The following is a 25,843-nucleotide window of genomic DNA, read 5'->3' on the forward strand; positions in this document are numbered from 1 at the left end:
GAGGTGTGCCCTGCCTGCAACTGCAGGTGCGCGTCTCACAAGGGCTCAGACGCTACGTGGTGCTCAGAGAGCGATCACGAGCCAATTGTATCAACTCTCAACTAACAGCGAAAGCTCAAGACAAAGGTGTCATCAATACGTAGTACCCACAATGAATTTAATATCAACACCCCATCTGAAAATTAGTTATCATTTGGACTTTATTAACTTTGAAGGCTAACACCGTGAGCAACTCATACAAAGAACTTCTCGCCCAGCGTGAAGCACTGGAAGCCCAGATTCAAGCCGCTCGCAAACAGGAAGTCAGTGAGGTGGTTGCGAAGGTTCGTAGCCTTGTGGCGGACTACGGTCTCACTGCAGAAGACATCTTCACATCAAAGCGCACTTCCAAAGCGAGTGTCAGCGCGCCAAAATATCGAGATCCCTCCACCGGCAAGACTTGGACAGGACGGGGCAAGCCGCCAGACTGGATCAAGGACAAGGATCGCACGCAGTTTGCTATCGCATGAAGAAAGGCTACCTCGGTAGCCTTTTTGATTAAACGTTCAGATGCTTTAGACGAAGGCTGCAGCAAGCCAGTGAAAGAATCGGCACTACGGTACAAACAGCGATGTTCAACGCAAGGTGACGACCGCCGCGCCTGAAAGCAAATGCCTTTGCATTACTTATGCGAATTTAGTCCCATCCGATGGATTTTCGGGCGCTTCAGCTTTCCGGCTTGGTAGAGGTCGTATTGCATCTGCATCCCTGCCCATAGCTCCGCACTGGTGCCAAATGCATCGCCCAGCCTATAGGCCATGTCCGGAGATATACCAGAGGATCCCGTCACCACGCGAGAGAGCGTGACCCGATTGACGCCCAGCTGCAATGCGGCTTCAGTCACAGAAATTTCACCCAAATACTCCCGCAGGACTTCGCCAGGATGGGGCGGGTTGTGCATACGTGTCATTTTATTACCTCAATCTTAGTGGTAGTCCCGGTAATCTACGAGTACGGCATCCGTCCCGTCAAATGCAAATACTAGCCGCCAGTTTCCATTAACGGTGATGGCCCAGAGACCCTTCAAATCGCCCTTGAGCGGGTGCAACGCCCATGCTGGGGCTGAGAGGTCTTCAGGCCTCACTGCTTGGTCCAGAGCAGCCAACTGAAGGCGTAACCGGGTTGCATGGGCTGTTTGGATGCCTGCCTTGCTGCCAGTCTCAAAAAAGCGTTGTATGCCCTTGTGTCGAAAGCTCTTGATCATTGCCATGTATTGTAGTGTGTAGCGCATCATACTACAAGAGATTCGAGATAATTTCTGCAATCCCTGGCGCCGCAGGCGGCGCGCCCGGTACCGAGGCTTGGCCAGCTGCATGACCGCCGCCGGCCCTCCAGCAAGCCTCGGAAAGCCGGCTAGACCATGGCGAGGCAAAGCACCGCAGACGCGGCGAGGACGGCTGTAGCGCCTGCAGCTGCGGTAAGCAGCAGGGCGGTGCAGTGGGCCATCCGCGCTGGCCGATCTTCATGAACAAATGGACCTTGCAGCATGACCTCACACCAACATCGCTGCCTGCTCCTCAACTACTTCAGGTGGCACCATCACAAGCAGTGGCCGCTGTGCTGTGGGAAGCGCTGTCTTGGCAGCCTCAATGACCTCCTCCTCGGTCGTGCGCTTGTTCTCCTGCAGAGCGAGAACTCCTTCGTCGATGGTCCCGGGAATCACTGGCACCAGCACCAGGACATCCCTCTTCTGTCCCAGGCGATACGCCCTATCTTCCGCCTGGCGCATCAGGGCTGGCGTCCAGGGCATAGACGCGAAGGCCACGATGTTCGCGGCCGTCAGCGTAATGCCCACGCCGGCCGCCATGGTGGTGCCTATGAACACCTTGATCCCCGCATCGGTCTGGAAGCCATCCACAGCGGCCTGGCGGCGCTTTGCGCTGTCTGCGCCTACCAGGCTGACGCTGCGCATGCCCATCGCGTCTAGGGCCTGTTTCAGCGCCTCCACGGTGCTCATGTACTCGCAGAAGATGATGAGTTTGTCGTCCTCGCCCAGTGCCTCTGCAGTTTCGACCAGGAATGGGATCTTGAGAGTCTCCAGGGCCTTGCGCAGCCGCACGATCTTGGGCATTGCCTGCAGGCTCATGTCCCCATAGATCTCTTTGTAGGCATCCAAGCCCTCGGCCGGCGACAGGTAGCGCATCTGCCGCTCCTTGCTGCCCAGGTCTTTGAGCACCGACTTGCTGCGGCGGATCATCCAGCCCTTGATGGCCTCGGCCAGGGCCGCGCGCTTCTCTGGCGCACCGGCGAAGCGCTTTCGGAAGTCCGCCAACGTCAAGTGGCCCAGCTCGTGGCCAGTGATGCGCAGCAGCGTGTGCATCTCGACTTCCCGGTTGAGCAGCGGCGTGCCCGTGACCACATAGCAGCGCTCGATGCGAGCAGCGAGCAGGAAGACGTTGCGCGTGCGCCCGCTTTGGTATTCCTTGAGGTAGTGGGCCTCGTCAACAGCCATCACAGCAAAATCCAGCCCTACTTCGCGCACCAGTCCGCCCATGCGCTCATAGTTGCCGATCACCCAGTCGCAGCCCTGCAGCGTGGCCATACGATCCTCGCCCACCATGCCGATGCGGGCGTCCGGGTAGATCATGCGAATCTCGCGCTCCCAGTTCAATCGCAGCGATGCAGGGCACACGATCAGCACCCGGCCGGTGCCGGCGGCCATGCGCGAGGCAACCACGGTCTGGCGGCTCTTGCCCAGGCCCATGTCGTCGCCCATGCATGCACCCGACTGGCGCAACATGTGGGCCACGCCCTCGGCCTGGTAGTCGCGCAGCGTGCCGCACGCGACCATGCTGGCCAGGGCCACAGCGTCATACGGCAGATCCGCGACATGGCCACGTTCCGTCGAGAGGAAGCCACTGCCCTCCTCCTCGCCTGAGCCAGGTCCACCTCCAGAGGGCGGCGGCGCAGACGGAACGCTGATGGGAGAGCCTTGATTGCCAGTGCTTGCCAGTTCCTCAATGACAACAGGCTGCTCGTGCACAAACACGAACTCTGGCGCCACCCCAGCAATTGATTTCAGGCGCGCTTGGATCTCCTGCGGTGTGGCCCTGACCTGCCAGGCAGAGGCATGCTTGTGAAAGTAGCCACCCAGGGCGCGCATGGCGCGTACGCACAGCGGGTCGTATGTGAAGCTGACGGCGTACCTGCCTCGGCTGAGATCACCCTTCGCAAGCGGGAACACCTGCACGTCGAGCAACTGCGTGATGTAGTCCTGCTGGGGCGCTGCCGCGGCGGCCCGGAGCGTCACGTCAATGCGCTCCAGGTCCACGAACTGACCGGCGAAGGCGTGCTGCAGGATCTGCTCGACGCGCGCAGGATCATTGACATCCAGCATCCACATGCGCCGTGATGCACACCACCAGGCATCGTAGGCAGCCAAGGGCCGTTTCAGGCCTGGCACGTGCGTGAGCTGCAAGCCAAACCTGAGGCCGTCAAAGGCAGCCTGCAAAAGCAGGTCCGGGGGAGTAATGGTGACTGGGCCGATATGCACAGGTTTGCTCGCACGATCAACCATCAGGCCACCCACTCCACCTGGTCAATAGCGGTACGCTTTTCAATGGGGTACAGCCCCCGCCCCTTCAATTCATCTATTCTCAGAAGCCTAATATCAGACGATTCATAACCCCAGTTTTTGGCTATTTTTATTGCTTGATTATGTACTGCAACAGGGAGAAGGGCTATCGCGGCATCAAACTCTTCGCATGCCATCAGGATAAATTGATCGAACGATGCGCCATACTCAATAATGTTTCTCTCAAATATGGCATTGCAAAGATCATCCCAATTCGATTCGACCAAACGACCATCTTGAACCAACGGTCTCCCATTGAAGTCGCTGCAACAATTTAAATTCACCACCTACTCCTGTGACAGCTTATATATTGGCTGGCGGTCGCAAATGCGTCACTAGGAGTTATTTTTTATTGTGCAGGAAAATAGCTTGATTCGTGACGGCGGCGCCACATCAAAACAATGGCCTCAACACGGCTATCAAAATCGCCAACGTGAACCGAATCCGAATCGGAAACTTCATCGTATGTGACGGTGATTCGAGTATTCCAAGCGCCATCGAGCTCAAGTATCGCGCTGCCGACGCATGGATCTTTTCCACCCCTAGCCTCGCGCATCAGCAGAAAAGCAGAAGCGTCTTCTTCACGCTGACCCACACTCTTGACGACTACGACGTAGAAACGGCCATCGTCCAGGACGCATATCTCATCGCAGCTTGCTGGTTGACTCGTACTTTTCAAGGCTTTCTCCTTCAGTTGCTCCACAGTCCTTAAAAGGCCGCTCAAGCGGCGGGCGCCATTTCTTGCTCACCTTCGGGCTCTGGTGCTTGCCGTCGAGCCGTCTCGAATTCGATGCTCTTCACACGGGACAGTTGAAGGGCAATGTCTTCAGCGACGACCTTGATGACCTGCACCTCAGCGCCAGTTGCCCCATCCTTGGCCATGAAGTCCCGCTCTTCTCCGAAGACCAGTACGCGACTTCCCTTGCGCAGTAGGCGCGCAGCATCCCGGGCTTTCTGCCCATAGATTTCCACTTCCCGCCAGAAACCCCCAACTTGCTCGATGTCCCCAGTAGTTTTGTTGCGCGCATAGCGGCCAAACATGATGCGCATATTTGCAACTTCAAAATCGCCATTAGTTCCGGCAATAACGCGCAGTTCTGGCGACTGGGCCAGGTTTCCCTTACCGATAAAAATATTCTGCATGTATAACTCCCATGGTGCGTGTTGGCGAATTGCCCGGTTGCACCACTGCCAGGCAACTCGATTAAGAAGAAAAACTGGAACGAGGGTAAAGATGGGGCTCAGAGACCTCCAAAACCCTGCGCGCAATCTTGATCTTTGCGCGCAGTTGAAGGTGTTCTTCGTTGAGTAGCTGGGCCTCCCTGGATGCGCGAATACACCAAGCGCGAAGATCACCAGGCAGATTTGAAGCAATCTCTTCGAGTTCTTCCCAGCTCAGATGCCGGTTTGCGCCAAGCCGCTGACGCCAGCGCAGAAACACGGAACCGCGCGAACTGCGCTGGTGGACCACCAGATAGGCGCCCACACCCTTGACGTTTTTGGACTGCTCCGAGAGGAGCCGCATCTTGTCAGCCACCGCATCAAGACTGGCAACCCCTTGGCGCAGGGCGGCGAGCCCGCCCCTACCCGTAAGGGCCTTTACGTCAACCTGATTTTGACAGTCTTGATTCACTGCGGTATGCCTTGCCCAAACCACATGATTGACGATACGTTCATCGCCGGCATGCTGGGACTGCCCTTTCATCACCTGCCCTTTCACACCATCCCCTTTCATACCAATACTCCCGTTATTCAACACACACTATTTGTGTGCTTCTGCATGAATACGCGACGCCCGTTCAGAGTCGCCCTTGGGATCGAACACGATCGTGGTCGCTGGCTCGGCTGGAGCTCCCATAGCAGCATCAGCCTCGTCATGGCGCTCCGACTGCTCATCGGCCTCCAGCTGTGCGCCGACCTGCTGCAACACTGCACGCTCAGCATCTGAGAGCGAATAACGACGGCGTGAATGCGAAGGTGCAACTTCGACCTTGTAAATCACTGCCGGTACAGGCCCGAAAACTTGCATGGCAAACTCAATGCGCTTACGTGCTTGCTCGTCAGCACCGACCCAGTCTGCGCGGTTGAGATCAGCCATCTCACTTCGAGACAACCACCGTGAAAAGCGCGCCGTGTCATAGAACACTTTTAGGATTGCCCGGGAGGCAATGCTCAGGGACTCCCGCATTTGCGAATCGCTTTGCAGGCTCTTGCGGTTGAGCGTTTTTTGCAAGCGGACGAAGTAGTCGTATTGAACGATCAGAGTCGAGATGTCGTAGCCATATGGACTCTTGAAGCCAAGGTTCACATTGACGGGATTCGAAGAGGCGGCAACCGTGTAGTTGAGCCCCAACTTGCGCTGTTGATCGAGGCGCTCTTCGCAGTGCTGGATGGCCCCGCGCAGGTGTTCTTGCACCTCCTGCAGACCTCGCTCGTACCGAACCAGCGCCCAGTCAGCGTATGGATTGTTGTTGGCCGTCAGCAGCCACAAATTCCGGAGAGAGGCAGCAATTCGCCGGCCACCGATGATGGGAGCCACTTTCGAGCCAGGCTCACGAGCACGGCCATAGAACATCCGCAGCGCTTCAATGGTATGGATCGTCATCTGATCAACACCATCATCGATCAGCATTCCCAGATCATCTATGGCTTGTGCATCTGAGATAGGCACCAGCGGATCAGCCCCCCTGCGCTCGCGGTGCTCGGCTTTCATTTGAGACAAGCGTTCACGGCGGTCGAGGAGTTCGACATACCGGTCAAAGCGAGGATCGCTCTCAGATGCGCCGGATTCGATGTAGTCCGCCAACGCCAATTCTTCACCACGAATGGAATATCCATCGGAGAAAGGCGAGCTCGCTTCCTTCTCAAAATTCATTCTTGCGGGGCCCAAAATGCTCTGTAGGTCTATGGCATCAATGCCACTGCCACGCCTTGTCTCTTGTTTACCTTGGTTTGTCGCCATCTTCTTCTCCCAGTCCGTGTTAATCTAAAAATTGCCCCTCGGTCAGGGCAGCAAGTCCACATAAGCCATAAGTCCCTTTACGATCAGGAACTCCACAAGCAGTAGCGCAGCTAAACATAAGCACCAAAAAATAAATTCCACATTCATCATTAGCCTACGCTGCCTCGTCTGCTTTCCAAGCATCTAGAAAATCGAATTCCTTCTTACTAAAAGCGGGCAGTCTTTCAGGCAAGCTCTCTCGAAGCAAATCCAGAACCGCTTCGCGATTGACGGTTACAAGCGTTTTGGTGTTTTTATGAGTTCGCACCGAGATATACCCCGCCCCAGCAAGGCGCTCAATCGAGCGTTTAGCAGTCGCAATTGAAATAGTTCCACATAGTTGTTGTTCGGCCATCTTGCCGGCAGTCATAGCATATTCTTTGATATCTGCCTCTTCTTTCAAAAGAACCCAAAGAACAGAAGCGTCAACATAGTTATGCAAGCGCTGCACCAACTGAAGGAACAAAGTATTTGCTTTCATAAACATTCCAATTCTCGATTTCTAAAATATGAACAAACCAAAACTGCTTTTACATAGGTCAGCGGCTAAGCCATGAAGGCTTCCTCGATTACGGGTCATGCCATGCGCGGTGGCTCGTTTCGAGCTACGCGGTAAGCCTGACGCGGTGGCTCGTTTCGAGCTACGCGGCAAACCTGAGGCGGTGGCTCGTTTCGAGCTACGCGGTAAGCCTGACGCTGTGGCTCGTTTCGAGCTACACGGTAAGCCTGACGCGGTGGCTCGCTTCGAGCTACACGGTAAGCCTGACGCGGTGGCTCGCTTCGAGCTACACGGCAAGCCTTGCGCGGTGGCCCGAATCGGGCTACGCGGACAAACCGAGGAAGTACCGAGTCAGTCTTTAGATCGTTGACTTGAATTGAAATCGAGTTCATCAAATCATTCCTCGGCTGGGAAAAGATCGTTCTCTCGCAAGGCACGAACCACAGGGCCAGCGTTCAGCCAGACAAACCACGCTCGCTGATCCGCTTTTTTGATACGCAGAACGTTTGAAGAAACGTCAATCTGCACGAGCGAACCCGTAGAGCGAATGACGTAAACCACGCCCGGCGTCAGTTTGGAAAACACCTCGTTCATCTCGATGTTTTGCACAAACCGTTGATTCGGCTCCGCTGGCTGCCCAAGTCGCTCCCCAAGCTCATCAAATTTCTCGCGTGTCATGGTTTCCATGCGAGCTTGCGCAACTTCGGCTGCATAGACCAGCGCAACGGGTTGCCCTTGGGCCTTCTTCGTGACGATTCCATGCAGCCATCCCGCTGGGCTGCGAATCTCTTTGCCGCGCGCCATTTGCCCGTGCAACTCATCCAGCAGTTCTTGCTGGTCAGGAAAGGCCAGTCCGCGTATGACGCTCTCAACAGCTTCACGTTGGGAGGCTGACAGTGCGATAGGGAAGACAAGCTGGGCTTTTTCCGCCTGCAGACTAACTTCTCCTTCTTCCGGAGCAAACTCAAGACCACTACTACTACCTTCAAGTTCTTGAGCAACCTTGGATGTAGTAGTAGTTATTGAAATATCGTCTTGTATATAGGTTGCAGGAAACGGCAAATTGAGCCTGCAGGTTTGGGCAGAACTTTGCAGAGGTTCGTTGTAGGAAACGGCAGATTCCGAAGACCCAAGGATGCAGGAAACGGCATTTTTTTGACGTGGTGCTTGGGCCCGTTCAAGGGGGTGCGGAAGATCACGTAAGTCACTGTCGCTATTGCGTTTTACGGCAGAATCCAGCGGCTTTTGGGAGTCATTGGTCACCTTGCCAACCTGTCGATTTCCGACAGGTGCAGGAAAGCTGTCCTCCAGGAAGTGGAGGAGCAAATCCCGAGAACGCTTCGGCGCTGGCGGGCAAGTCGCTGTGACGCCTTCCAGAGTCAGGGTGAGTTGCTGCAGCCCGATGCCTAGACCAGACAAGTCCAGACCAGGCCCAGACGCAGCGGGACGCTCGGGCAGCGCGATGGAGGCGAGTTGTGCCGCGCTGGCCCTGGGCGTGGCTGTGGCGGCACCAACACCGAGGTCCGCGCTAGGCGCCGATTTCTTCAGTGGCTTGATGGCCTGGCCCCGCAAGCACAGCAGGAGCGCTTCAAAGTTGAGCCGGACAAGCGAGCCGCCAGCGCCGCTCTCCTGGATGAGACCGGCTTTTTTCAGGCGGTCTCTGGCGTTTCGCTGCACCTTCGTTCCGAGTGCAAGGGATTCGCTGATGTCGAGTTGAGAGGCAGAGATACAGCCGTTGTCCAGCTGGCCAGCCCTCAACTGATCGCGATGGCATTGAAGAAGGTATGAGAGATAGAGGCCGGCAGCGATGTTGCTGGCGATATCTGCCAGGGGCTTGTAGTAGACCCGACAGCTTCGCATCCAGGATGCGACCGCCTCCAGACTAGGCTTTGATGGTCCGTGCTTTGTGGCACCCAGGGCCGCGGTGAGCGCCTTGACGTTGATGCGGTAGTTCAGCACGCTAGGGCGGCCGATCAGCAGTTCTTCGAGAACCCCAGCCCCCATCAACTCTGTTCGCACAGTGGCTTGCTCAGTCCTAGTCAGACCGATTGCGGTTTGCCATTGGGCGATGGACATGTGAAACCATCCACCGCGCTGTGGATGGTTGCGCAGGCTATGGCGTGTCCAGTACAAAGCCATGCCAACAAAGATGGCTGCCTTGTGCCCAAACCGCTCCGATAGTGCGGGGTGGAAGGGTACGAAGCCGCGATCTTCGAGATGAAGGATGATCTGTTGGGCAATAGGCCCGGAGCTTTCGACTGCACCGGAGTCATTGCCACCCGCCATAGGTGCATGCTCAGCAAGCAGTGGTTGAAGACGCACTGAGTGACTCCTGCTCAGTCCTGGCTTGCAGGCCTATCGGCGGTTGCAAGCTCAATCCCCAGATCACCTTTGGCCATGGCGGCAGCAAGGGGCTGTGCCTGCTTCTGCAGCTGCTCCATCAGCCGATCGAGATGCACGCGATACTTCAGCGTGCGACCCTTGCCGCCCTCTTCGGTCAGCAGACCCATTGCGGCCAGGGTGCGACGGCATGTCTGCTGCTGAGGACGCGTTATGCCTGTATCTTTTTCCACATCACTGGCGGAAAGTTCCAGGACAAAGGAAGGTCCATTGTCCCTATCCAACCCCTTCTCAACTGCATATGAGAGCCAGAGAGCAGTGAGAACATTCCCGGTCAAATCAACAAATGCTCGATTAATAGTTATTGGCGCCTGACCAACTAGGTCAAGAAGCATTGCGGATTGAAGATAGTTTTCGTCCGTCATACCGAATCAGTGGTTACCTAGTGCTTTGGCGCTTGAATTGGAATCATCACCATAGAAACTTTCATATTCCTTCACGCACGTATGAAGTGAATCTATGGAGTAGTCTGGAAATTTCTGATGAAGCGCATAAAGCCAATCCCTCAAATTTTCAGCAGGGCCGGTATTCCGCCTTATTTCGTGCCAAACAATATGAATATGGTCAACAACATCGTGTTCTTTGGGGAGCTTTGTTCTCCCAACACTGGCACCACCCAGCAAATCGCGCAATCTCCGAACTTCGTCCGAGGAACGCTTAAATAATCTTGTGACCAGCGATCTGGTTGCACCGTTGCGAACAAAATACTCGCACATCTCGTCATCACGACGCTGACGATCAATTCCATCCAAATGTCCAGCAATCTCATTCACAGCTAAAGTTATACGAATACTTCGCATCCGTGATGCCAGATCAATCAGATCGCGCGTTTGACGAGTCCGGAGCGTATCAATTAGCTCCGGAGTCAGTCCTAGCAGCAACAACTGATCGAGTCCGGCCTCTGTTTCAATCACGCGAATAACTTCCGTCAGAACAATAAAATTGAACTTCTCGTTATCACGAATATCGACAGGAACACTTCGACTTGTCATTGCACACACCAAAAATCAGGAAAACAAAGGTTTATAAGGAATCTGTGCTTTCGCTGGATAGGCAGCAAAAAAATCAGAAACCGTTCCGAGAAACTTTACAAACGGAGTGCCGATTACCGGAGAACCCAGCAAACGAGCAAAATGCAGCGAATGCGTATATAAAACGCCCGATTTGAACGCGAGACCAGCGGCAGCGCATACTTCTCGCATTTCGGCTTCGTTCGTTTTCAATGCTTGGCTCCAGCGAGTATCTTTGGTGCACAGGCTAGAAAGCTCTTGATTGAATTGACCCGTGAACACTGCCAGGACTGACCAAAGTGCAGTGCGCAGGTCTTGCTTTTCCTCATCAAGTGCTTGCCCGCCCACCATCTGAACATCACTTGGGAAATCCACAATGAAACCCAGAGGCATCAGGCTCTCTACGACGATGAAATCAGAAATAGGCACTACGGCATTCAGCGCGAGAATATCGTCAGAGAGTCGCTTGGCGAAGCTGGCCAATGCATCTGGATCCGAATTTGCAGGCTTGACTTGACTGGACTTGCGTGAAGCTGCGGTCTGTTGATTGTTGGCCCCGCCTCCCACAGCACCCAGCATCCCACTCAATGGTGCTTGTTGCCCACTCGGTTTCGCTTCGGGGGAAGCAGCCTTCACGCTGACGAGCTCCTCCGCTGTGATTTTGGGATTAGCCACCACTGCGGAAAAAGCAGCGGGGAGATTATCAATATCTATGCCAATGGCTTTCGCTCCAACGGTTTGGAGATCAAGAACGAGACTTTGCAAATCAACAACTACATCCTGGCGTTCAGCCGGGTCCTTGGACACATTGGATGCTTCGATGCTTTCAAGATCTTGGCCGTGCATGAGGAAGATTTCCTCAAGTGCAGCGCGTGCCTCCTTCGTTTTATCGAATTTCTCAGCAATCTCGTATATACCGCTGACAAGCGGTTTCAATACGTTATGGACTTCATCCGTGCGAAGCCAATTACCGATGAAGTGCATGTGCTCGACTGCAAATGCAAAATTTTGGATCATGCGGACTCCATAATTGAGTCCTTGATTTTTAAGTGCTTTATTGAGCTCCGTCGAGGAAAGTGCGCAACCATTCTCCTCCTCATATTTCGCCTTGTATGAAGCAACGCCTTTGGCGCGCTCCCAGAAGGAAATATCACCGCGATTGTCGTTCTCGCTGAGATGTGCGGAAATAACAGCGGCTTCACCTGGCCATTTACGAGTGATGACGGTCAGCTTGTCAAAGCGTGTATCGCCTTCACGCTTGAGTTCTTGAGCAATGGACACGCGCGTATTGCCACCACCATACGGGAAATATTTTTCAGCAGGGGAGCGGCGCGTAACCATGATCGTATTTGTGATACGACCTTCGGCGATCATGCTCGCCTTGATTTCTTCTCTTTTCGGGTTGGGGCGAGTTCGCGGGTTGTGCTTGTAGATCTCGATCTCGTCGGGATCAAGGGTAGATACCGCACCGTCCACTTCTGCAAGTGGATCAACACCTGCCGTCGCGTTGCGAGGGATGGCAGTGGGTGCAGCCAGAGCCTTGCGCGCCGCTTCGAGTTGCAGGGCTTGCTTATTTGGTTTTGTGGCGGAATCGTTCATGCTCTTTGAATTCACTTCTGGCTGTGCAGTCGGCAAATCGGCTTTGGCACTGATGCCTGTTTCTGACGAATTGTTTCGCTGCAAATCCGCAGCGCGCTGCGCTGCATTCAGCGTTACGGGTGTACGCATATAACCTCCTGGTTAATAAGGAGGATTAAGCAGCGTAATTTACGAAGCTCTTGTGATTTGGCGCGTACATTTCCGCGACGCTGGGAATGAGCTCCCACAGCAGTTCATGCATCGTTTCGGATGCTTTAATGCTGTCGATCCAGTGCACAGGAACTTGAGCGGTTGCAGCTTTTCTATATGCCACCGTTGATGGCACAGCCGTATTAAGCATATTGACGCGGCCACGCATCGTGATGAAATTCTCGCGAATGATGTCCGTCATCATGCGGCAATCGTTCGTTTTCTCCGAACGACTGAGCACAGCTTTCATGGGTGGCATCTTCATGCCGAAGTTGGCCACGCATTCGTGGCGCTCGATGAGCGCAGCTGTTCCGTGGAGAAATTCACGTGCGGAGACCACATCTGGCGACACCGGAACAAGTAACAGGTCCGCAGCCATCACTGCAGCGTCTTGCAGATGCCCCACAGCGCCCTGTGTGTCGATGATCACCACGTCATAGGTGTGGGTGACATCGGCATGCTGCAAAGGCCTGTTGAGCCTCAACAGCATGTCCATGGGATTGCGGGTGGCCATCCAGTCCTGGAGGACGCCATCCCTGGTGTCGGACTGCACAAGGTGCAACTTGGCGTTGGGGGCGGGGCTGATGACGGGCTTGCCGAGGTAGCCAGACGGGCTCAGCTTGCAGTGAGAGATGCAGTCGCTCGTGAGCACGCCCGACCTCACGAATTCGGTGAGGCCTTTATCAGCTTGGTGGCTGAGTTCGTAGTAGCGAGAAAGCGACGGCTGGATGTCTGCGTCGATGAGCAGAACACTGAGGCCCAGGTCGTGAAGGAGGCCGCCCAGGTTGGCAGCAAGTGTGGTTTTACCGACTCCGCCCTTGGTGGAGACCACGGTGATTGTGAGCATAGATACCTTGTTGAATGGTTGAACCAAACAACAAGGAAGACTCTATAAATGCCCGCAAAAGATGCCAACTACACGCAACAAGCTGTCAAAATTCAATACAACTTGTTAGAGAATATACATCGTATCTAGTAGGTGATCGCCAAAAAAAGTGAGCTTTGAAGCGGCTCACAGTCGTAGCGGTCACTAACACGATTGCTCTGAACGTTCCACAAACCCTCGTTGACGCACGGTTCGGACTCTATGGGCTGCGCTCCAAACTGTCAACCGTTTGAAGTTTTACCCGAGCGCTTGATGGCTGCTCAGGCTCCTCCGGCGCTATGCTTTTAGCGCTCGCAGCCGAGCTGTTCGCCTCACACATCTCCGTGTACTCACGCACCGCCGCAGGACAGACAAAAATCATCCCGCGCTTCGGCGGCCGCAACGGCAACATGATCACCAGGTGAGGATGGCGCAAGGCATCCCAGACATGTCTGGCCGTGACCAGCCCGCCGGCATAGGCCAAGAAGACGTTCCAGCGATACAGCGCCCGGTGCTGCCAAGGCCTCGATCTCCACAGCCCAAGGCGCTGGTCCGCTTCCAGACCTACCTTCGGTTCTTGGTTTTTAGAAAGTGCGTTGAATCTCATAAGCTGTTGATTGATATTGTCTTTTCGTAAATTCTCAGCTTCAACCATGAGGCCTTGAGCTCGATGACGCCCAGGCCCGACCTGGTGGCTTAACTAGGCTTCCAGGGAATTCATCATTGATAATCAAGTAAACCTCATTATTCAAGTAACCCGCAGACAGGCGCTTGATAACTAATCGCAACCTGTCCAGGGTTCGCAGGCTGATCGTCATTTACAAATGGCCTCGTTAAATTCAGATCTAACGTTGGTGGCTGCAAACTTTCGACAGTTGGGCCACTTATCCCAGTGTTGTCAAAATATTCATTGGTTTTCCCCCTGAATGTGTAAGTAATACCGTAACCATAGCCAAAGCATCGGTCACATCCAGCAATGATGACCGAGCCAGGAAAACCAGACCGACCCGACTGCCCACCACCCCCGCCGTAAATCACAACAAACTGCTCTACATTAGGCAATTTCCTGAATACGCCGTTGACCACCGCTGTAGGCAAATCCACATAGTAGTTCGGAGTGTATGTCTTGAAAAACGGCCTCGACATGGAACCCTGGCGCAATGCCGTCGCAGGAATTCTTGAAATCTGAGGCTCTTGAAGTCTAAAAGTATTTACACCGCCATTTATTTGCCCAAGATTTTTATACTCTCTATTGTTATCCGTTCCCTGGCTATTGCTCGAACCATCCGGATAGGTCGCAACCCCTGCCTGAGACCCACTGCCCGATGTACCCGACAAGCCCCCCAGCACATAGCCACCCTGCCCTGGCGCGCTTCCACCACCTTTACCTGCCGCCTGCTTGTTGTCCACGTAGGTGATGCTCTCGCTCACGTGAGATGCGCCTGCACCTCCACCTTGCCATCCAGCACCCCCACCCACGAGCACGTTGGTGCCAAAGCTGTCAGAGTAGGAAATTCCCCCTCCTCCACCGCCTCCTATAACAAAACGAATCCGGTCCTTGGCATTGATAGCGATTCGCCCTCTAAACTCTTTCGCTCTCTCGCCACCGTTTCCACCAGGCGCGACCACAGCCGCAGCACCATTCAAAATTATTGCTGATGAACCGCCACCACCACCTGCAAACCCTCCACCACCGTCTCCACCAACAATCGTGTACTGCATCTGAATTGGTTTCTCATAATCGTAGAGTTTCTCAGGATTTACGGTCACGGTTTTATCCGCCTCGCTTACTGTGAATAAACACCTCTGCAAGGTGGTTGAATCGTCGCCACCTCCGCCGCCGCCACCTCCGTTATTCTTTACAGGCGGATAATAGGTATAACCAGCTAAAGAGCCAGGAGTCACAAATATCTTCTCAGCGAATGAATTATTTGAGAAAATAGACGCAATTATTATTGGAATGTACAATACAGCCCTGCGAAATGGTATACAATGGCTGAATGGCTGAATGGCTGAATGGCTGAATGGCTGAATGGCTGAATGGCTGAATGGCTGAATGGCTGAATGGCTGAATGGCTGAATGGCTGAATGGAAAATTGCATGTTTTCTCCTACGGAAATAGCGGGTTGGAAAATCTCTAAATCATCTTGAGTGCGGGATTGCTCGGCGGAACTGGCTGAACCCAGCGACCAGGCTCGACCAGCACCACACACGAGAGCCGGCCTTTAACATCACCACGCGAGTAAATCTCGAATGCGACGATGTTGGTCCGATTGGCCGCAGGCAAGTGCCAGCCGCACTTGATGACTTCCCTCTGCACTTTCGTGGCCAGCTCGGTCGGGCTTTCCGCCAAGTCAGCATGTTCCTGAGCGAATTTCTTGAAGATCAGCGGCGAAACCAACGCCATGCCTTGCTCGACAAAATGCACAGCGGCCCCCGTTTCGTTGAACTTGATCTCACGATCAACCAAGCCTTGCTGGACCCACCGCATGAAGTCCATCGCCAACTCGCTGGGCTCGTGCGCAGGCCTTTCCTGGCCTTCGATCCTGGGCAGCTGCTGCAGGAGCAACACAGGCTGGGGCTCTTCTGCACGTTGGGCCTGTGGCTCGGCCTTGGCCCGCACCACTACCGTGGGCAAGTCATCGAGCTCGTCGCTCAGGCTCCGAAATTCCGAAGCAACACTCGCGGCGCGCCGAGTGGGCGGCACAGGCGTTGGGGGCGTCGCGCTGGGCGCAGGGACTGCTGCAGTTTCAGATGAAAGGATCTGGGCGGTGGGTGGTGCTGGAGGCTCTGGCGACGCCTCCGCCGCGTCCAGGCCTGCGGCAACTTCTGATGATTGCTCGCGCACCGCACCGCCCTCCTCCCTGGCCCGCGCCGGCTTCGGCGGCCGCGGGCCTTTCTTCGGTCGCATCGCTGCTGCAGTTTCAGCCTCGTCGAGGAAGTCACTCTGGTCGAGTAGGTAGGCTGCCTCGCCTGGATCAAAATCGATTGAAGATCCCGCCGCTGGCGGCGGCGCTGGTACTGCCGCATTCTCAGGTTGCCGAACTGGACCAGGAACTGGTTCTGCCTTGGTTGCTGGGCCAGCTTCTGCTGGAGCCCTTGCAGGGGCACGTCCGGGTGCAGGCGTTTCGCGGGGGCTCACTGGCGTTGCATCATTCTTTCGTGCCTGATTTGCTGTGCCAGCTTCGGATTTCACCAAAGGTGACTTTGCCGCAACAGATGGTGCTCTGAACGCAGGTTCACGCATGACTACCGCAAGCTTCAATTCCTGCTTGCTGGGAGCCTTGGGCGCAGCTGCAGCTGCAGGCGCGCGAGCAGTGGCTGGTAGTGCTGCAGCTTCGGGTGCATGTCCTGCCGCATCCTCCTTACCACCATCCCCTGCCGCAGGAATCTGCAGCTGCACGGCCTGCGCCGAGGCCCCACCATCCCCTGCCTCATCCTTGCGTTTTTGCCGCAGGACCAATCTGCCTTGCATGGGCGCCGGATACTTGCTCTCGTGCGAAAAGACCTTGGCCAAGGGAAATCGCAGCATGGCCAGGTCGTGCTCATAACCTCCTCGATCTGCCGCAGCTTCGGATGCCTCCCCCTGCACTGTCACATGCCAGATTGCTTGCCCCGTGGCCGGGTTCAGGTCGATGACGCCATAGTCCTGCCAGGTGTCGAATAGCCGATCGTTCTTCGAGCCCCCTGGTACAGCCTCATCGGGCTCATTGCGCTTGATCCATTCGCGCACCGAATCCGCCAATCGCTTGGCCACGAACCAGATGGCTCCCTCAAACACCCAGGCCGCGCCACCTGAGCGGTTCAGCGGCAGTTCGGTGCCGGCCTGCAGCATGCTGGTGATGGCCTGCATCAGCAAGTCGATCAGCGGCTTGGACTTCGAAGTCGGGAACCTTCCTTTGTGACCTGACAGCAGAGCGCGCTGTGTCGAGGCCTGGTCGGCTCGGCGCACCAGTTGGGCCACCAAGCTTTCGCGGTCCTGGCCGCTGAGATACTGCTCCAGGGCGTCCATGGCTGCAGGGGTCTGGGCCAGGAACACGAGTGCTGACTCTGGCGCAATGCGCGGCAGCAGCAGCTGCGCCAGTTTTCCGTGGGCGCTGTAGTCGCGCTGGCTCTTGGGCGTGAAATCGACCAGGTACTCGGCGGCCGCACGCCGGGCCGTGATTTGGACCAGACTGCCGCCAGCAGGTGTCCAGCGAATGGAGTCGGCCATGCCATCACAACGCCACTGGATGCGTAGGTCGGTCATGGGCTTTGCGATGTCGTGCAGCAGCGCGGCGAAGAACACCACATAGCTCCACTGGTCACGTTGCGCGTCGATCTCCTCGATCTGGGAGCCACCGGGTAGCAGCATGGCGTTGCGCCAGGTCAGGGCTGCCAGGACCATCTCGATGGTGTGTGAGAGTAGCCCGCCGGCGTGGGCATGGTGGTGCGCCTCTGACGCAGGCATCAATTGCACGAACGCTGCGTACCGATGGATGGCCGGCAACAGATCCCGCTCCCATACTTCGCGGCTCTGGTGCGACTGGCGCCACATGGCATCCACAGCCTTTTCTGCGCGAACGACAGCGAGCAGTTGATCGGAGGTCAACACCCGAAGCCAACCAGATTCCGTGCCAGCTACAACGGGTACGTGGGCCGTTACTGGTCCGGCAATCGTGTCAGACCCGCGACCGCGATCGGCTTGGCGAAGTAGTCCGCCTTGTTTTGACCAGGGTGTCATAGCCAGCAGCCTTGCCGCAAAACTTTTCATTCTGCCCTCAGGCATGGACGGAAGATGCGCTGCAAGTGAGACAGTTCCAAAGAAGAGTGCAAAGCACCCTCCCCTCGCGTTGTGCGTTCGTGCTGAGTGAAGGGGCTATATGGGTGTAGACGGTCGATTGCCATGGCCGAGCACCATACGGACGATGCTGCCCCAAGTCATCCTGAAAGCGTTCGATGCAGACCGCAGGTTTTACGCTTGACTTTCTTGATACTTGTGACCCTACCTTCGGGGGGGCTCGGGGACAAGGCCTATGCCGCTTGTAGGTGGTGCGGAGCTGCCATGGTCCCAGCACACACCTCGATGCTCACATCTGCAGCGACCTCGACGAGGTCGCTTGACAACATCTCAACCATCCATTATATTACCTACCTACTAGATGGTTTGTTGTTCAATTTGCTGAGGTAACTGAGATGGAAAAAATGTGGACTGAAGAGTTGAAGTCGTTGTTCAAGCGTGTAGGTAGTTTCAACAAGGCAAATGCGCCTGTTGCCAGTGCGTTTCACAAGTTGGAGACTGCCACGCGAGAAGGCAACGTGCTTGACGCCAAAACGCACGAGTTGATTTCGCTCGCAGTAGCTGTCACAACCAGGTGCGACGGATGCATCGCCGCACACGCTGGCGCAGCCAAAAAAGCTGGTGCGAGCAAGGAAGAAATCGCCGCTGCTCTGGGCACTGCCATCGCGCTCAATGCAGGTGCCGCGTACGTTTACTCTTCTCGCGCGCTTGAAGCTTACGACGAGCTCGGTGCCTGAGTGCAAACGTTCCCGGGATGCGCGTTGACAATCTACCATGTGATAGGTAGCATGTTGCTGATGTTATCTTTAAGCTGAGGACAAGAAATGGCTGTTGGTACACGAGACGCCTTGATCAAGACCGCCGAGAACCTGATGCGTACGCGCGGCTACACCGCGTTTAGCTATGCGGATCTGTCCGAAGCGGTAGGCATCCGTAAGGCCAGCATCCATCATCATTTCCCAGCTAAGGAGGACTTGGGAGCGGCAATAGTTGAGGAGTACATCGAACGCGTTCGCGCCGAGTTTGGCCGCATTGAATTACAGCACGAGCATGTGATCGGGCGCCTCGAAGCCTTCCTGCAAATATTCAGGTCAAGTTCCGATGGCGGTCTCTTACCACTTTGCGGCGCTCTCGCAGCCGAGATGTCTGCATTGCCTTTGAGTTTGCAGCAGCTGACACGGCAATTCTTTGCCATGCAGTTGGATTGGCTCACCAAAACCCTCGCGCATGGCATAACTCTAAAAGAGATCCCAGAAGGTAGTGGAGCCAAGCACAAGGCGTTCATTTTGTTGAGCATTCTTGAGGGTTCCTGTTTCATCAACTGGGCGACGAATGACGAAGACCCCTTGAGCCCCAGCGTTATACGGCTCGTCGTAGATAACGCCTAAGAGCATGAGATCGTCGCCGTTGAAGAATGGCGATTTATTTTAATCAAACAATCTACCAACTGGATGGTAGGCTATCATTTATTGAGCTTATGGAGATAATGATGCAAACAGTCAACGTTGAAGTTTGGTCGGATTTTGTTTGCCCTTGGTGCTGGATTGCAAAGAAGCGTTTCGAAAAAGCAGTTAGCGCTTTGGCTGGCCAGGTGCAAGTAGTCGTGACAAATAAGGCATATCGACTAGCTAGAGGCATGCGGCCGATAGACTACAAAACTGCAATCCGCCAGAAGTTCGGCAATGCCACCAGCGCGGACCGAATGATGGGTGCAGTCAGTGCAAACGGGATCTCGGAAGGCTTGGTCTACAACTTTGACACCATGCGCTTCGGCGACACCACAGCAGCTCATGCTTTGATCAAAAGTATCAAATCACCATTGCTCGCTGAATCGATGGTTGAGCGCGTCTACAAGGCTGCAACCACGGACGGTCTTGACATTTTTGACCAAAAGGTACTGACATCGTTGGCAAATGAGGTCGGTTTGACCAATGCTCACTTTGATTTCAATTCAAAAGGTGCAATTGCTGATATTGAACTCGATGAGATGGAAGCAAATCGGATCGCCAATGGCGTTCCCCTGTTCATGTTCAACGGAAAATTCTTTCTCTCAGGCGCACAGGAGACAGGCGTTTTCGAACGCGCCATTTTGGAGGCAGCGCGACATACTCCGGAAGTCGTGGCCGGTGCAGACGACGGCGAAAGCTGCGGTATAGACGGCTGCGCGCATTAAGCGAAGTACTGCCACGGCAGGCAAAAATTCCGATAATCCCCAGGATTTACTGTCACCAATCGGACGGTAGGTTCACTACGCGCAAAAGCGCATTCAGAGAAGGAAAAGCGAAATGACTGATAAACCCAATGGTATCGACGTCGCCGCCCTGCAGCAATTTGCTAAGGGCGTTGCCGAAGACGCTTCTAAGCGAAATGCACGCTTTAATGTCAAGACAAAGTGGGACGGCCAGACTCGATCGGTTTCGACGGTCAACCATTATTCTCTCAGTGGCGTGAAATATGAGCGCAACTTTGAGATTACCGCGGATGAGCCAAATGAACTGCTCGGTCAGAATTCCGCTCCCAATCCACAGGAACTGCTGATGGCAGCGCTCAATGCCTGTCTGACCGTTGGCTACGTCGTCAACGCCGCAGCCATGGGTATCACGGTACACAGCCTAGAAATCGAAACCGACGGCGAGCTGGATCTGCGTGGCTTCCTTGGCTTGGATGAAAGCGTAAATCCCGGCTACGACGAAGTGGCTTACGTAGTGCGCCTGCGCGCTGACGCCTCGCCAGAGCGCCTGGAAGAACTGCACCAAGTCGTTACGAAGACCTCGGTAAACCGGGCGAATTTCTCCAAGGCCATTCGCCTGGTGTCCACGCTGGAAGTCTTGGAAGCCTAAGACCAGACATCCCCCAGCACGCCATTAAACCCAGCAGCCCCAGACATGAGGCTGCACTCACCTTCCCAAACAGAGATTCATCATGAGCAAGCTCTTCAACTCCTATGACCTCGCCGGCCTTCCGCTGGCCAACCGAGTCGTCATGGCTCCAATGACTCGGACGCGGACACCTGAGAACATTCCCAGCGACTTGACAGCGCTCTATTACGCTCAGCGTGCCTCTGCCGGTCTGATCATCACTGAGGGCCTGCCTGTTTCTGATGAAGGGCGTGGCTATCTGTATACGCCCGGCCTGTACACCGACGAGCAGGTGGAAGGCTGGCGGAAGGTAACTGACGCCGTGCATGCAAAGGGCGGCAAGATTTTCGCTCAGCTGTGGCATGTTGGACGACTTTCCCATGTCTCCCTCCAACCTGGCGGCGGGGCTCCGGTGTCGTCTGGCGAAGTGCCGGCGACCAAAACCATGGTCTATGCCTGGGTTGAGCCTGGCAAAGAAGGCCCGGTCTTGCCGAGCAAGCCACGCGCCCTGACCACTGCTGAAGTGCAGCGCGTCACTCAGGACTTTGTATCCTCCGCGCGCCGTGCTATCGATGCAGGGTTTGACGGAGTGGAAGTGATGGCGGCCAACGCATTCCTTTTCGACCAATTCCTGAGTAGCAAGCTCAACACGCGCACAGACCAATATGGCGGTTCGATCGCCAACCGTCAACGATTCCTCTTGGAGACAATCGATGCCTTGGCAGATGCAATTGGCGGAGAAAAGGTGGGTGTACGTGTGTCCCCGTTCGGTCGCATCTACGACATGGACGCCTTTGAAGGCGAAGCGGAGGCGTGGGAGAGCATGGCCGTGGCGTTGAACGAAAGAACGCTGTCGTTCGTGCACCTGAACTATCAGACCACAATCTCGGCAGCAGGTACGCCGACGGGCTTTGGGGCAGCCTTCCGTAAAGCCTATAAGGGGACATTGATTGGTGCTGGCGGCTTCACTCAGGATCTGGCCGAAGCCGAACTGGCCAAGGGGGAGCTTGACCTGATCGCCTTTGGTACAGCCTTCATCTCCAATCCTGACTTGGTGGAACGGATGCAGAACGGCTGGCCGCTGGCAGAGCCTGATCGGTCCACTTTTTACGGGGTTGTCGGCGCGAAAGGCTACACCGATTACCCGGTGTACGAAGCGAAGAGTGAGGATCTGGTCAGCGCCAACTGAGGCGACATTACGTTGATCGAATAATCGATTATGGAGAAAGGGTTAAGCAATGAAGATATCTGTCCCTTCGTGGGCCGGGAAGGTGGAAGAACTGGACGCCACAGAATTCAATCGCTTGACCCGCTCCAATACGGGCCCCTTGCTGCTTTACATCGGTGCGCCCTGGTGCCCGCCGTGTGCAACAATGGGGCCGGCAGTGGAAGCGGCCGCCGAAGCTCTGGGCGATCAGGTTCGATTCGTTAAAGTCAATGCCGCCACCGATTCCCAGCTATTGAACTCGTTAGGAGTCGCCTCAGTGCCTATGCTTGTGTTGTACGGGTTGGATGGACAGGAGCTGGCCCGCTTCCTTGGTGTGTTGTCAACACCTTACTTGCTGCGCTGGATTCAAACAAAGCTAGATGTTTAGTGTGAAGCAAGCCTACGTCACTATTTCGGTCGGTTCGACGTAGTCTTGCTGAACAGCAGATCGACATAGAGTTGAAGATTCGCGCAGTCTATGTTCTTTGGGCAGCAGACAGACGTGTTGATGAGTTCCAGGTCCAGTGCGCGTGCCAGTGTCCTCGTTGCGGCGGCAATGTAGTCACCTCAGTTGTCACTCGTGAACTCCAGTGCATGTGCAGGATGGATGCCATCATCGGAGCGGAAGTTGCATTCGACGGCCATGATGGGCATCTCACGCATCGGACCGCTTGGCAGCTCTCTGCCCTACCGAGCGCGCCACGCCATCACTTCGCTGTCTCAACAATTGTTGATGAAGGTGGCCATCAGGGTCTGGTACGAATCCGACTTGATTTTCACACCAGCGGAGCACCAACCTGCGTTGGTGCTCGAGAACGCAACGCGGCCCTCATGCGTGCGGGCAGACTGGCACCGGCGAGACGCTTCGGGCAGCAGCAGAACTGCTTGCACCATGTCACGATAGAAGCGTTTGGCATTGCCCCTCCGCGCTCCCTGTGCAGTGCGTTGGCGGTTCACAAAGGCACAGGTACGTTGTTTGCCACAGCTGGGCAAGTCCGCAATCTCCTGGCACAGACTGGTCGGCGAACAGCTCGGCATCGTAGTTGGGAGTGCGATGGCAGCGTCCATCGGTCGAGTCGTCCTCACTTTCAAGTAGGTCGCGCAACCACCTTGAATCGCCCCGGGTTTTGAGGAGGCTTCAACTCTTGAGAAGATGAAGCCATGAAGAAGTCGAACAAGTTCTCGCCCGAGGTCCGTGAACGCGCAGGCAGGATGGTGCACGAGCACCGTGGGGAGTACCCGTCGCTGTGGGCCGCAATCGAGTCCATCGCACCCAAGATTGGCTGTGTGCCGCAGACGCTCAACGAATGGATCAAGCGAGCCGAGGTCAATGCCGGCGTGCGCGAAGGCGTGACGACCAGCGAGGCCCAGCGGGTCAAGGACCTGGAGCGGGAGGTCAGGGAACTGCGTCGAGCCAATGAGATATTGAAGCTGGCCAGCGCGTTTTTCGTCCAGGCGGAGCTCGACGGGCAAGCCTTCCTGCGCCGCATCAAGTCCTGAAGGCATTCGTCGACCAGTACCGCCAGCAGCTTGGGGTCGAGTCGATCTGCCGCGTCTTGCAGATCGCCCCATCGGCGTACTGGCGCCACGCCGCGCGTCAGCGCAGCAGCCCGGCCTTGCGCTCGTTGCGAGCCCAGCGCGATACACAGCTACTGCCGCAGGTGCAGCGCGTCTGGCAGGCCAACCACCAAGTCTATGGCGCCGAGAAGGTCTGGCGTCAACTCAACCGCGAAGGTGTTGCGGTGGCACGTTGCACCGTCGAGCGGCTGATGCGCCAACTCGGACTGCAGGGCGTGCGCCGCGGCAAGGCGGTGCGAACCGCCATTGCTGATTCCAAGGCACCATGCCCGCTGGACCGGGTCAATCGGCAGTTCCGTGCCGAGCGGCCCAACCAGCTCTGGGTCTCTGACTTCACCTACGTCTCGACCTGGCAGGGCTGGGTCTACGTGGCATTCGTGGTGGACGTGTTCAGCCGGCGCATCGTGGGCTGGCGGCAAAGCAGCTCGATGCACACCGAGTTCGTGCTCGACGCGCTGGAGCAGGCGCTGTACGACCGCAAGCCGTCTGACGACGGCAGCCTGACGCACCACTCCGACAGGGGTTCGCAATACCTGTCCATCCGCTACAGCGAACGCTTGGCCGAAGCCGGCATCGAGCCCTCAGTGGGCTCCAAGAGCGACAGCTATGACAACGCGCTGGCCGAGACCATGAACGGGCTCTACAAGGCCGAGGTCATTCATCGGCGCGGGCCTTGGAAGACAAAACAGGCGGTGGAACTGGCGACGCTGCAATGGGTGGCCTGGTTCAACCATCATCGGCTGATGGGGCCGCTGGGTCCCGCCTGCTGAGTTCGAAGCCAACTACCATCGACAACGCGCTGGTCAGGCCGCGACCGTCTGACTTAAACCAAGTGGCCTCCGCAGAACCCGGGGCGATTCAGAGAGGTCGAGCATCAAGGACTGTCAACGTCGGCCCCGCGGTGCAGAACCTACCACGACGCTGTAGCCACAGCCGCCGCTTTGACGAGGTCAAGCATGAGCCTTGTCACACGAGTAGAAAACAAAATTACTTTACTTTACGTATAGTACACTTATAGAAAGAGTTGTATGCCTTCTTCAAGACGCCCCAGTTCCCGTAAGAAGCTACTGACAGCAGCCGCAAATTTGATCGCTGAGGACGGCGTGATGAATCTCACTATTGAACGCACGGCTGCCAACGCTGGCGTGACAAAGGCGGGGTTGGTGTATCACTTCAAGACTCGTGATGAGCTGCTAAGCGCACTTGTTGAAAATATGGTTGAGGAGCTTGATTCGCAGACCCATGGTAGTGAACAGGTAAAACGTGAATCTACGCCTAAATCATTGCTTAGCAGTATGGAGAACTTGACATTCAACATGCCGCCAGAGCAAAAGAGATTTCTGGCCAATATGTTGGCGGTCGCATCAACACATGAGCACCTTATGCCTCCAGTGAGAACACTGTTTGCCAAAGGATATAACGGGCTAGATTGTGGTGGCAATCCTGGACTGACACTTATCCTGGCAGCTGCCCTGGACGGAATTCTTCTGCTTGAACTTTTGAAACTGCATATCTTTACCCCGGAACAGGTCGCATTGATGCATAAGACAATTCGGGAGCTTTCGGCAGAGCTCGATTAAATTAAACCCAAAAAAGTAATACTCGTGTAGATGCCCATTATCTTCCATCTAGCTTTACTAAAACTGAAAAAGCAAGACGCAATTTCTTTCGTAGCCCTTGCGGGATCAGTATTTTTAATAATCAGTATTGGGGGAATGTATTTATCTCTGCAATTCAGTGGTTTAAAAATATGCTTGATGAGAAAGACAGAATTTTGATAAACGAAGTTGATATGAATATGGACCATGGGCTATCTTTGCGCGTATTAGTTTTGAGGTATTATCCTGATTTTATTAATTACGATGGGGCGACCAAAGCATCAGAGACTGAGCGGAGCAATGTTCCCTCGCGCACGGATGATTTGATGACTATTGCTGTATCAAGGAATGAAAATCTGACCGCTTATGAATTTATGAAATCGCTAAAGGCTCTGCAAGATTTTCAGGGAAAAGTTCTAAAAAATGATAGTTAAATGCGGCGAATATTCGGACGTCTAAATATTGGCAGCGTATTGTAGTGTGAGCTGCTGATCGGAAATGGCTAACAATATTAATTGACGAATATCCCAAAAAATCATTAACCCGCCATATAACAAAGAGTTGCACCAAGCAAATATCGCTATATTTATGATTGAATCAACGAAAGGCGATTTAAATCACCAAGCATATAAATGATATTTTGAAC

At 55.1% G+C, this 25,843-nt stretch carries 26 protein-coding genes, 1 pseudogene and 1 other annotated feature; of the genes and pseudogenes, 10 read left to right on the plus strand and 17 right to left on the minus strand.

Features of this window, described 5'->3' with window-relative positions; all coding sequences use genetic code 11:
* Positions 1–224: 224 nt before the first annotated feature.
* Positions 225–509, plus strand: a complete 285-nt coding sequence (locus GRX31_RS16275) for an H-NS family nucleoid-associated regulatory protein (RefSeq protein ID WP_160853672.1) — start codon at positions 225–227, stop codon at positions 507–509.
* Positions 510–661: 152 nt separating this feature from the next.
* Here the strand turns inward: GRX31_RS16275 and GRX31_RS16280 are convergent, their stop codons facing one another.
* From GRX31_RS16280 to mobH, 17 genes are all read right to left on the minus strand, one after another.
* On the minus strand, positions 662–949 hold the full coding sequence (locus GRX31_RS16280; protein ID WP_160853674.1) for a HigA family addiction module antitoxin: 288 nt from the start codon (positions 947–949) through the stop codon (positions 662–664).
* 15 nt (positions 950–964) lie between these two features.
* Positions 965–1,243: a type II toxin-antitoxin system RelE/ParE family toxin gene (locus tag GRX31_RS16285; RefSeq protein WP_160853754.1), complete on the minus strand. Its 279-nt coding sequence runs from the start codon at positions 1,241–1,243 to the stop codon at positions 965–967.
* A gap of 288 nt (positions 1,244–1,531) precedes the next feature.
* Positions 1,532–3,556 carry a DEAD/DEAH box helicase gene (locus tag GRX31_RS16290; protein WP_237426700.1) on the minus strand — a complete coding sequence of 675 codons (2,025 nt, stop codon included), beginning with the start codon at positions 3,554–3,556 and terminating at the stop codon, positions 1,532–1,534.
* A complete protein-coding gene (locus GRX31_RS16295) occupies positions 3,556–3,840 on the minus strand; it encodes a hypothetical protein (protein WP_160853676.1) in 285 nt (94 codons plus the stop codon). Before GRX31_RS16295 ends, GRX31_RS16290 begins: the two co-directional genes overlap by 1 nt.
* A 122-nt stretch (positions 3,841–3,962) precedes the next feature.
* A complete protein-coding gene (locus GRX31_RS16300; RefSeq protein ID WP_160853678.1) occupies positions 3,963–4,292 on the minus strand; it encodes a hypothetical protein in 330 nt (109 codons plus the stop codon).
* Between the two features lie 41 nt (positions 4,293–4,333).
* Positions 4,334–4,756: a single-stranded DNA-binding protein gene (locus GRX31_RS16305; RefSeq protein WP_160853680.1), complete on the minus strand. Its 423-nt coding sequence runs from the start codon at positions 4,754–4,756 to the stop codon at positions 4,334–4,336.
* 61 nt (positions 4,757–4,817) lie between these two features.
* Positions 4,818–5,348: a hypothetical protein gene (locus GRX31_RS16310; RefSeq protein ID WP_160853682.1), complete on the minus strand. Its 531-nt coding sequence runs from the start codon at positions 5,346–5,348 to the stop codon at positions 4,818–4,820.
* A 27-nt stretch (positions 5,349–5,375) separates the two neighbouring features.
* The gene (locus GRX31_RS16315) at positions 5,376–6,575 is read right to left on the minus strand and encodes a PFL_4669 family integrating conjugative element protein (RefSeq protein ID WP_237426701.1); all 1,200 of its coding nucleotides are present in this window, start codon (positions 6,573–6,575) and stop codon (positions 5,376–5,378) included.
* A 154-nt stretch (positions 6,576–6,729) separates the two neighbouring features.
* The gene (locus GRX31_RS16320; RefSeq protein WP_155524735.1) at positions 6,730–7,095 is read right to left on the minus strand and encodes a hypothetical protein; all 366 of its coding nucleotides are present in this window, start codon (positions 7,093–7,095) and stop codon (positions 6,730–6,732) included.
* Between the two features lie 414 nt (positions 7,096–7,509).
* The gene (locus tag GRX31_RS16325; RefSeq protein ID WP_160853684.1) at positions 7,510–9,435 is read right to left on the minus strand and encodes a hypothetical protein; all 1,926 of its coding nucleotides are present in this window, start codon (positions 9,433–9,435) and stop codon (positions 7,510–7,512) included.
* A gap of 14 nt (positions 9,436–9,449) precedes the next feature.
* Positions 9,450–9,878, minus strand: coding sequence for a hypothetical protein (locus tag GRX31_RS16330; protein ID WP_160853686.1), 429 nt, complete (start codon positions 9,876–9,878; stop codon positions 9,450–9,452).
* A gap of 6 nt (positions 9,879–9,884) precedes the next feature.
* Positions 9,885–10,505, minus strand: a complete 621-nt coding sequence (locus tag GRX31_RS16335; RefSeq protein ID WP_160853688.1) for an STY4526/YPO1902 family pathogenicity island replication protein — start codon at positions 10,503–10,505, stop codon at positions 9,885–9,887.
* 15 nt (positions 10,506–10,520) lie between these two features.
* Entirely contained in the window at positions 10,521–12,251 is a 1,731-nt protein-coding gene (locus GRX31_RS16340) for a hypothetical protein (RefSeq protein ID WP_160853690.1), read from the minus strand.
* 25 nt (positions 12,252–12,276) lie between these two features.
* Complete coding sequence (locus GRX31_RS16345; protein ID WP_160853692.1) at positions 12,277–13,158, minus strand: ParA family protein; 882 nt, start codon at positions 13,156–13,158, stop codon at positions 12,277–12,279.
* A 238-nt stretch (positions 13,159–13,396) separates the two neighbouring features.
* Positions 13,397–13,831, minus strand: coding sequence for a hypothetical protein (locus GRX31_RS16350; protein WP_160853694.1), 435 nt, complete (start codon positions 13,829–13,831; stop codon positions 13,397–13,399).
* A gap of 89 nt (positions 13,832–13,920) precedes the next feature.
* Positions 13,921–15,144, minus strand: coding sequence for a hypothetical protein (locus tag GRX31_RS31025; protein ID WP_160853696.1), 1,224 nt, complete (start codon positions 15,142–15,144; stop codon positions 13,921–13,923).
* 169 nt (positions 15,145–15,313) lie between these two features.
* A complete protein-coding gene (gene mobH, locus GRX31_RS16360) occupies positions 15,314–17,944 on the minus strand; it encodes a MobH family relaxase (protein ID WP_337193930.1) in 2,631 nt (876 codons plus the stop codon).
* 407 nt (positions 17,945–18,351) lie between these two features.
* On the opposite strand from mobH, the gene GRX31_RS16365 reads away from it, so the two are divergent.
* The 9 genes and pseudogenes from GRX31_RS16365 (at position 18,352) to GRX31_RS16405 (ending at position 25,631) form a co-directional block, all read left to right on the plus strand.
* A complete protein-coding gene (locus tag GRX31_RS16365) occupies positions 18,352–18,693 on the plus strand; it encodes a carboxymuconolactone decarboxylase family protein (protein WP_126312677.1) in 342 nt (113 codons plus the stop codon).
* Between the two features lie 111 nt (positions 18,694–18,804).
* Entirely contained in the window at positions 18,805–19,344 is a 540-nt protein-coding gene (locus tag GRX31_RS16370) for a TetR/AcrR family transcriptional regulator (protein ID WP_237426703.1), read from the plus strand.
* Between the two features lie 101 nt (positions 19,345–19,445).
* Positions 19,446–20,129, plus strand: coding sequence for a DsbA family oxidoreductase (locus GRX31_RS16375; protein ID WP_160853702.1), 684 nt, complete (start codon positions 19,446–19,448; stop codon positions 20,127–20,129).
* Between the two features lie 112 nt (positions 20,130–20,241).
* Positions 20,242–20,796, plus strand: coding sequence for an OsmC family protein (locus tag GRX31_RS16380; protein WP_160853704.1), 555 nt, complete (start codon positions 20,242–20,244; stop codon positions 20,794–20,796).
* A gap of 82 nt (positions 20,797–20,878) precedes the next feature.
* Positions 20,879–22,003, plus strand: coding sequence for an alkene reductase (locus tag GRX31_RS16385; protein WP_202396606.1), 1,125 nt, complete (start codon positions 20,879–20,881; stop codon positions 22,001–22,003).
* A 49-nt stretch (positions 22,004–22,052) separates the two neighbouring features.
* On the plus strand, positions 22,053–22,409 hold the full coding sequence (locus tag GRX31_RS16390; protein WP_160853706.1) for a thioredoxin family protein: 357 nt from the start codon (positions 22,053–22,055) through the stop codon (positions 22,407–22,409).
* A 773-nt stretch (positions 22,410–23,182) separates the two neighbouring features.
* Positions 23,183–24,421, plus strand: a pseudogene (locus GRX31_RS16395) (IS3 family transposase).
* Positions 23,461–23,592 (plus strand) — a sequence feature (AL1L pseudoknot). Its footprint overlaps the pseudogene before it by 132 nt.
* 206 nt (positions 24,422–24,627) lie before the next feature.
* On the plus strand, positions 24,628–25,179 hold the full coding sequence (locus tag GRX31_RS16400; RefSeq protein WP_272918449.1) for a TetR/AcrR family transcriptional regulator: 552 nt from the start codon (positions 24,628–24,630) through the stop codon (positions 25,177–25,179).
* Between the two features lie 170 nt (positions 25,180–25,349).
* Positions 25,350–25,631 carry a hypothetical protein gene (locus GRX31_RS16405; protein ID WP_160853712.1) on the plus strand — a complete coding sequence of 94 codons (282 nt, stop codon included), beginning with the start codon at positions 25,350–25,352 and terminating at the stop codon, positions 25,629–25,631.
* Positions 25,632–25,843: the final 212 nt, after the last annotated feature.

The sequence above is a fragment of the Delftia sp. CH05 genome (assembly GCF_009827015.1).
Classification (GTDB): Bacteria; Pseudomonadota; Gammaproteobacteria; order Burkholderiales; family Burkholderiaceae_C; genus Comamonas; species Comamonas tsuruhatensis.

Coding starts and splice junctions, on each gene's coding strand:
- GRX31_RS16280 (WP_160853674.1), bottom strand. CDS start 949: ATGACACGTATGCACAACCCGCCCCATCCTGGCGAAGTCCTGCGGGAG.
- GRX31_RS16285 (WP_160853754.1), bottom strand. CDS start 1,243: ATGATCAAGAGCTTTCGACACAAGGGCATACAACGCTTTTTTGAGACT.
- GRX31_RS16290 (WP_237426700.1), bottom strand. CDS start 3,556: ATGGTTGATCGTGCGAGCAAACCTGTGCATATCGGCCCAGTCACCATT.
- GRX31_RS16305 (WP_160853680.1), bottom strand. CDS start 4,756: ATGCAGAATATTTTTATCGGTAAGGGAAACCTGGCCCAGTCGCCAGAA.
- GRX31_RS16310 (WP_160853682.1), bottom strand. CDS start 5,348: ATGAAAGGGGATGGTGTGAAAGGGCAGGTGATGAAAGGGCAGTCCCAG.
- GRX31_RS16315 (WP_237426701.1), bottom strand. CDS start 6,575: ATGGCGACAAACCAAGGTAAACAAGAGACAAGGCGTGGCAGTGGCATT.
- GRX31_RS16320 (WP_155524735.1), bottom strand. CDS start 7,095: ATGAAAGCAAATACTTTGTTCCTTCAGTTGGTGCAGCGCTTGCATAAC.
- GRX31_RS16330 (WP_160853686.1), bottom strand. CDS start 9,878: ATGACGGACGAAAACTATCTTCAATCCGCAATGCTTCTTGACCTAGTT.
- GRX31_RS16335 (WP_160853688.1), bottom strand. CDS start 10,505: ATGACAAGTCGAAGTGTTCCTGTCGATATTCGTGATAACGAGAAGTTC.
- GRX31_RS16340 (WP_160853690.1), bottom strand. CDS start 12,251: ATGCGTACACCCGTAACGCTGAATGCAGCGCAGCGCGCTGCGGATTTG.
- GRX31_RS16345 (WP_160853692.1), bottom strand. CDS start 13,158: ATGCTCACAATCACCGTGGTCTCCACCAAGGGCGGAGTCGGTAAAACC.
- GRX31_RS16350 (WP_160853694.1), bottom strand. CDS start 13,831: ATGGTTGAAGCTGAGAATTTACGAAAAGACAATATCAATCAACAGCTT.
- mobH (WP_337193930.1), bottom strand. CDS start 17,944: ATGCCTGAGGGCAGAATGAAAAGTTTTGCGGCAAGGCTGCTGGCTATG.
- GRX31_RS16365 (WP_126312677.1), top strand. CDS start 18,352: ATGGAAAAAATGTGGACTGAAGAGTTGAAGTCGTTGTTCAAGCGTGTA.
- GRX31_RS16375 (WP_160853702.1), top strand. CDS start 19,446: ATGCAAACAGTCAACGTTGAAGTTTGGTCGGATTTTGTTTGCCCTTGG.
- GRX31_RS16380 (WP_160853704.1), top strand. CDS start 20,242: ATGACTGATAAACCCAATGGTATCGACGTCGCCGCCCTGCAGCAATTT.
- GRX31_RS16385 (WP_202396606.1), top strand. CDS start 20,879: ATGAGCAAGCTCTTCAACTCCTATGACCTCGCCGGCCTTCCGCTGGCC.
- GRX31_RS16390 (WP_160853706.1), top strand. CDS start 22,053: ATGAAGATATCTGTCCCTTCGTGGGCCGGGAAGGTGGAAGAACTGGAC.
- GRX31_RS16400 (WP_272918449.1), top strand. CDS start 24,628: ATGCCTTCTTCAAGACGCCCCAGTTCCCGTAAGAAGCTACTGACAGCA.
- GRX31_RS16405 (WP_160853712.1), top strand. CDS start 25,350: ATGCTTGATGAGAAAGACAGAATTTTGATAAACGAAGTTGATATGAAT.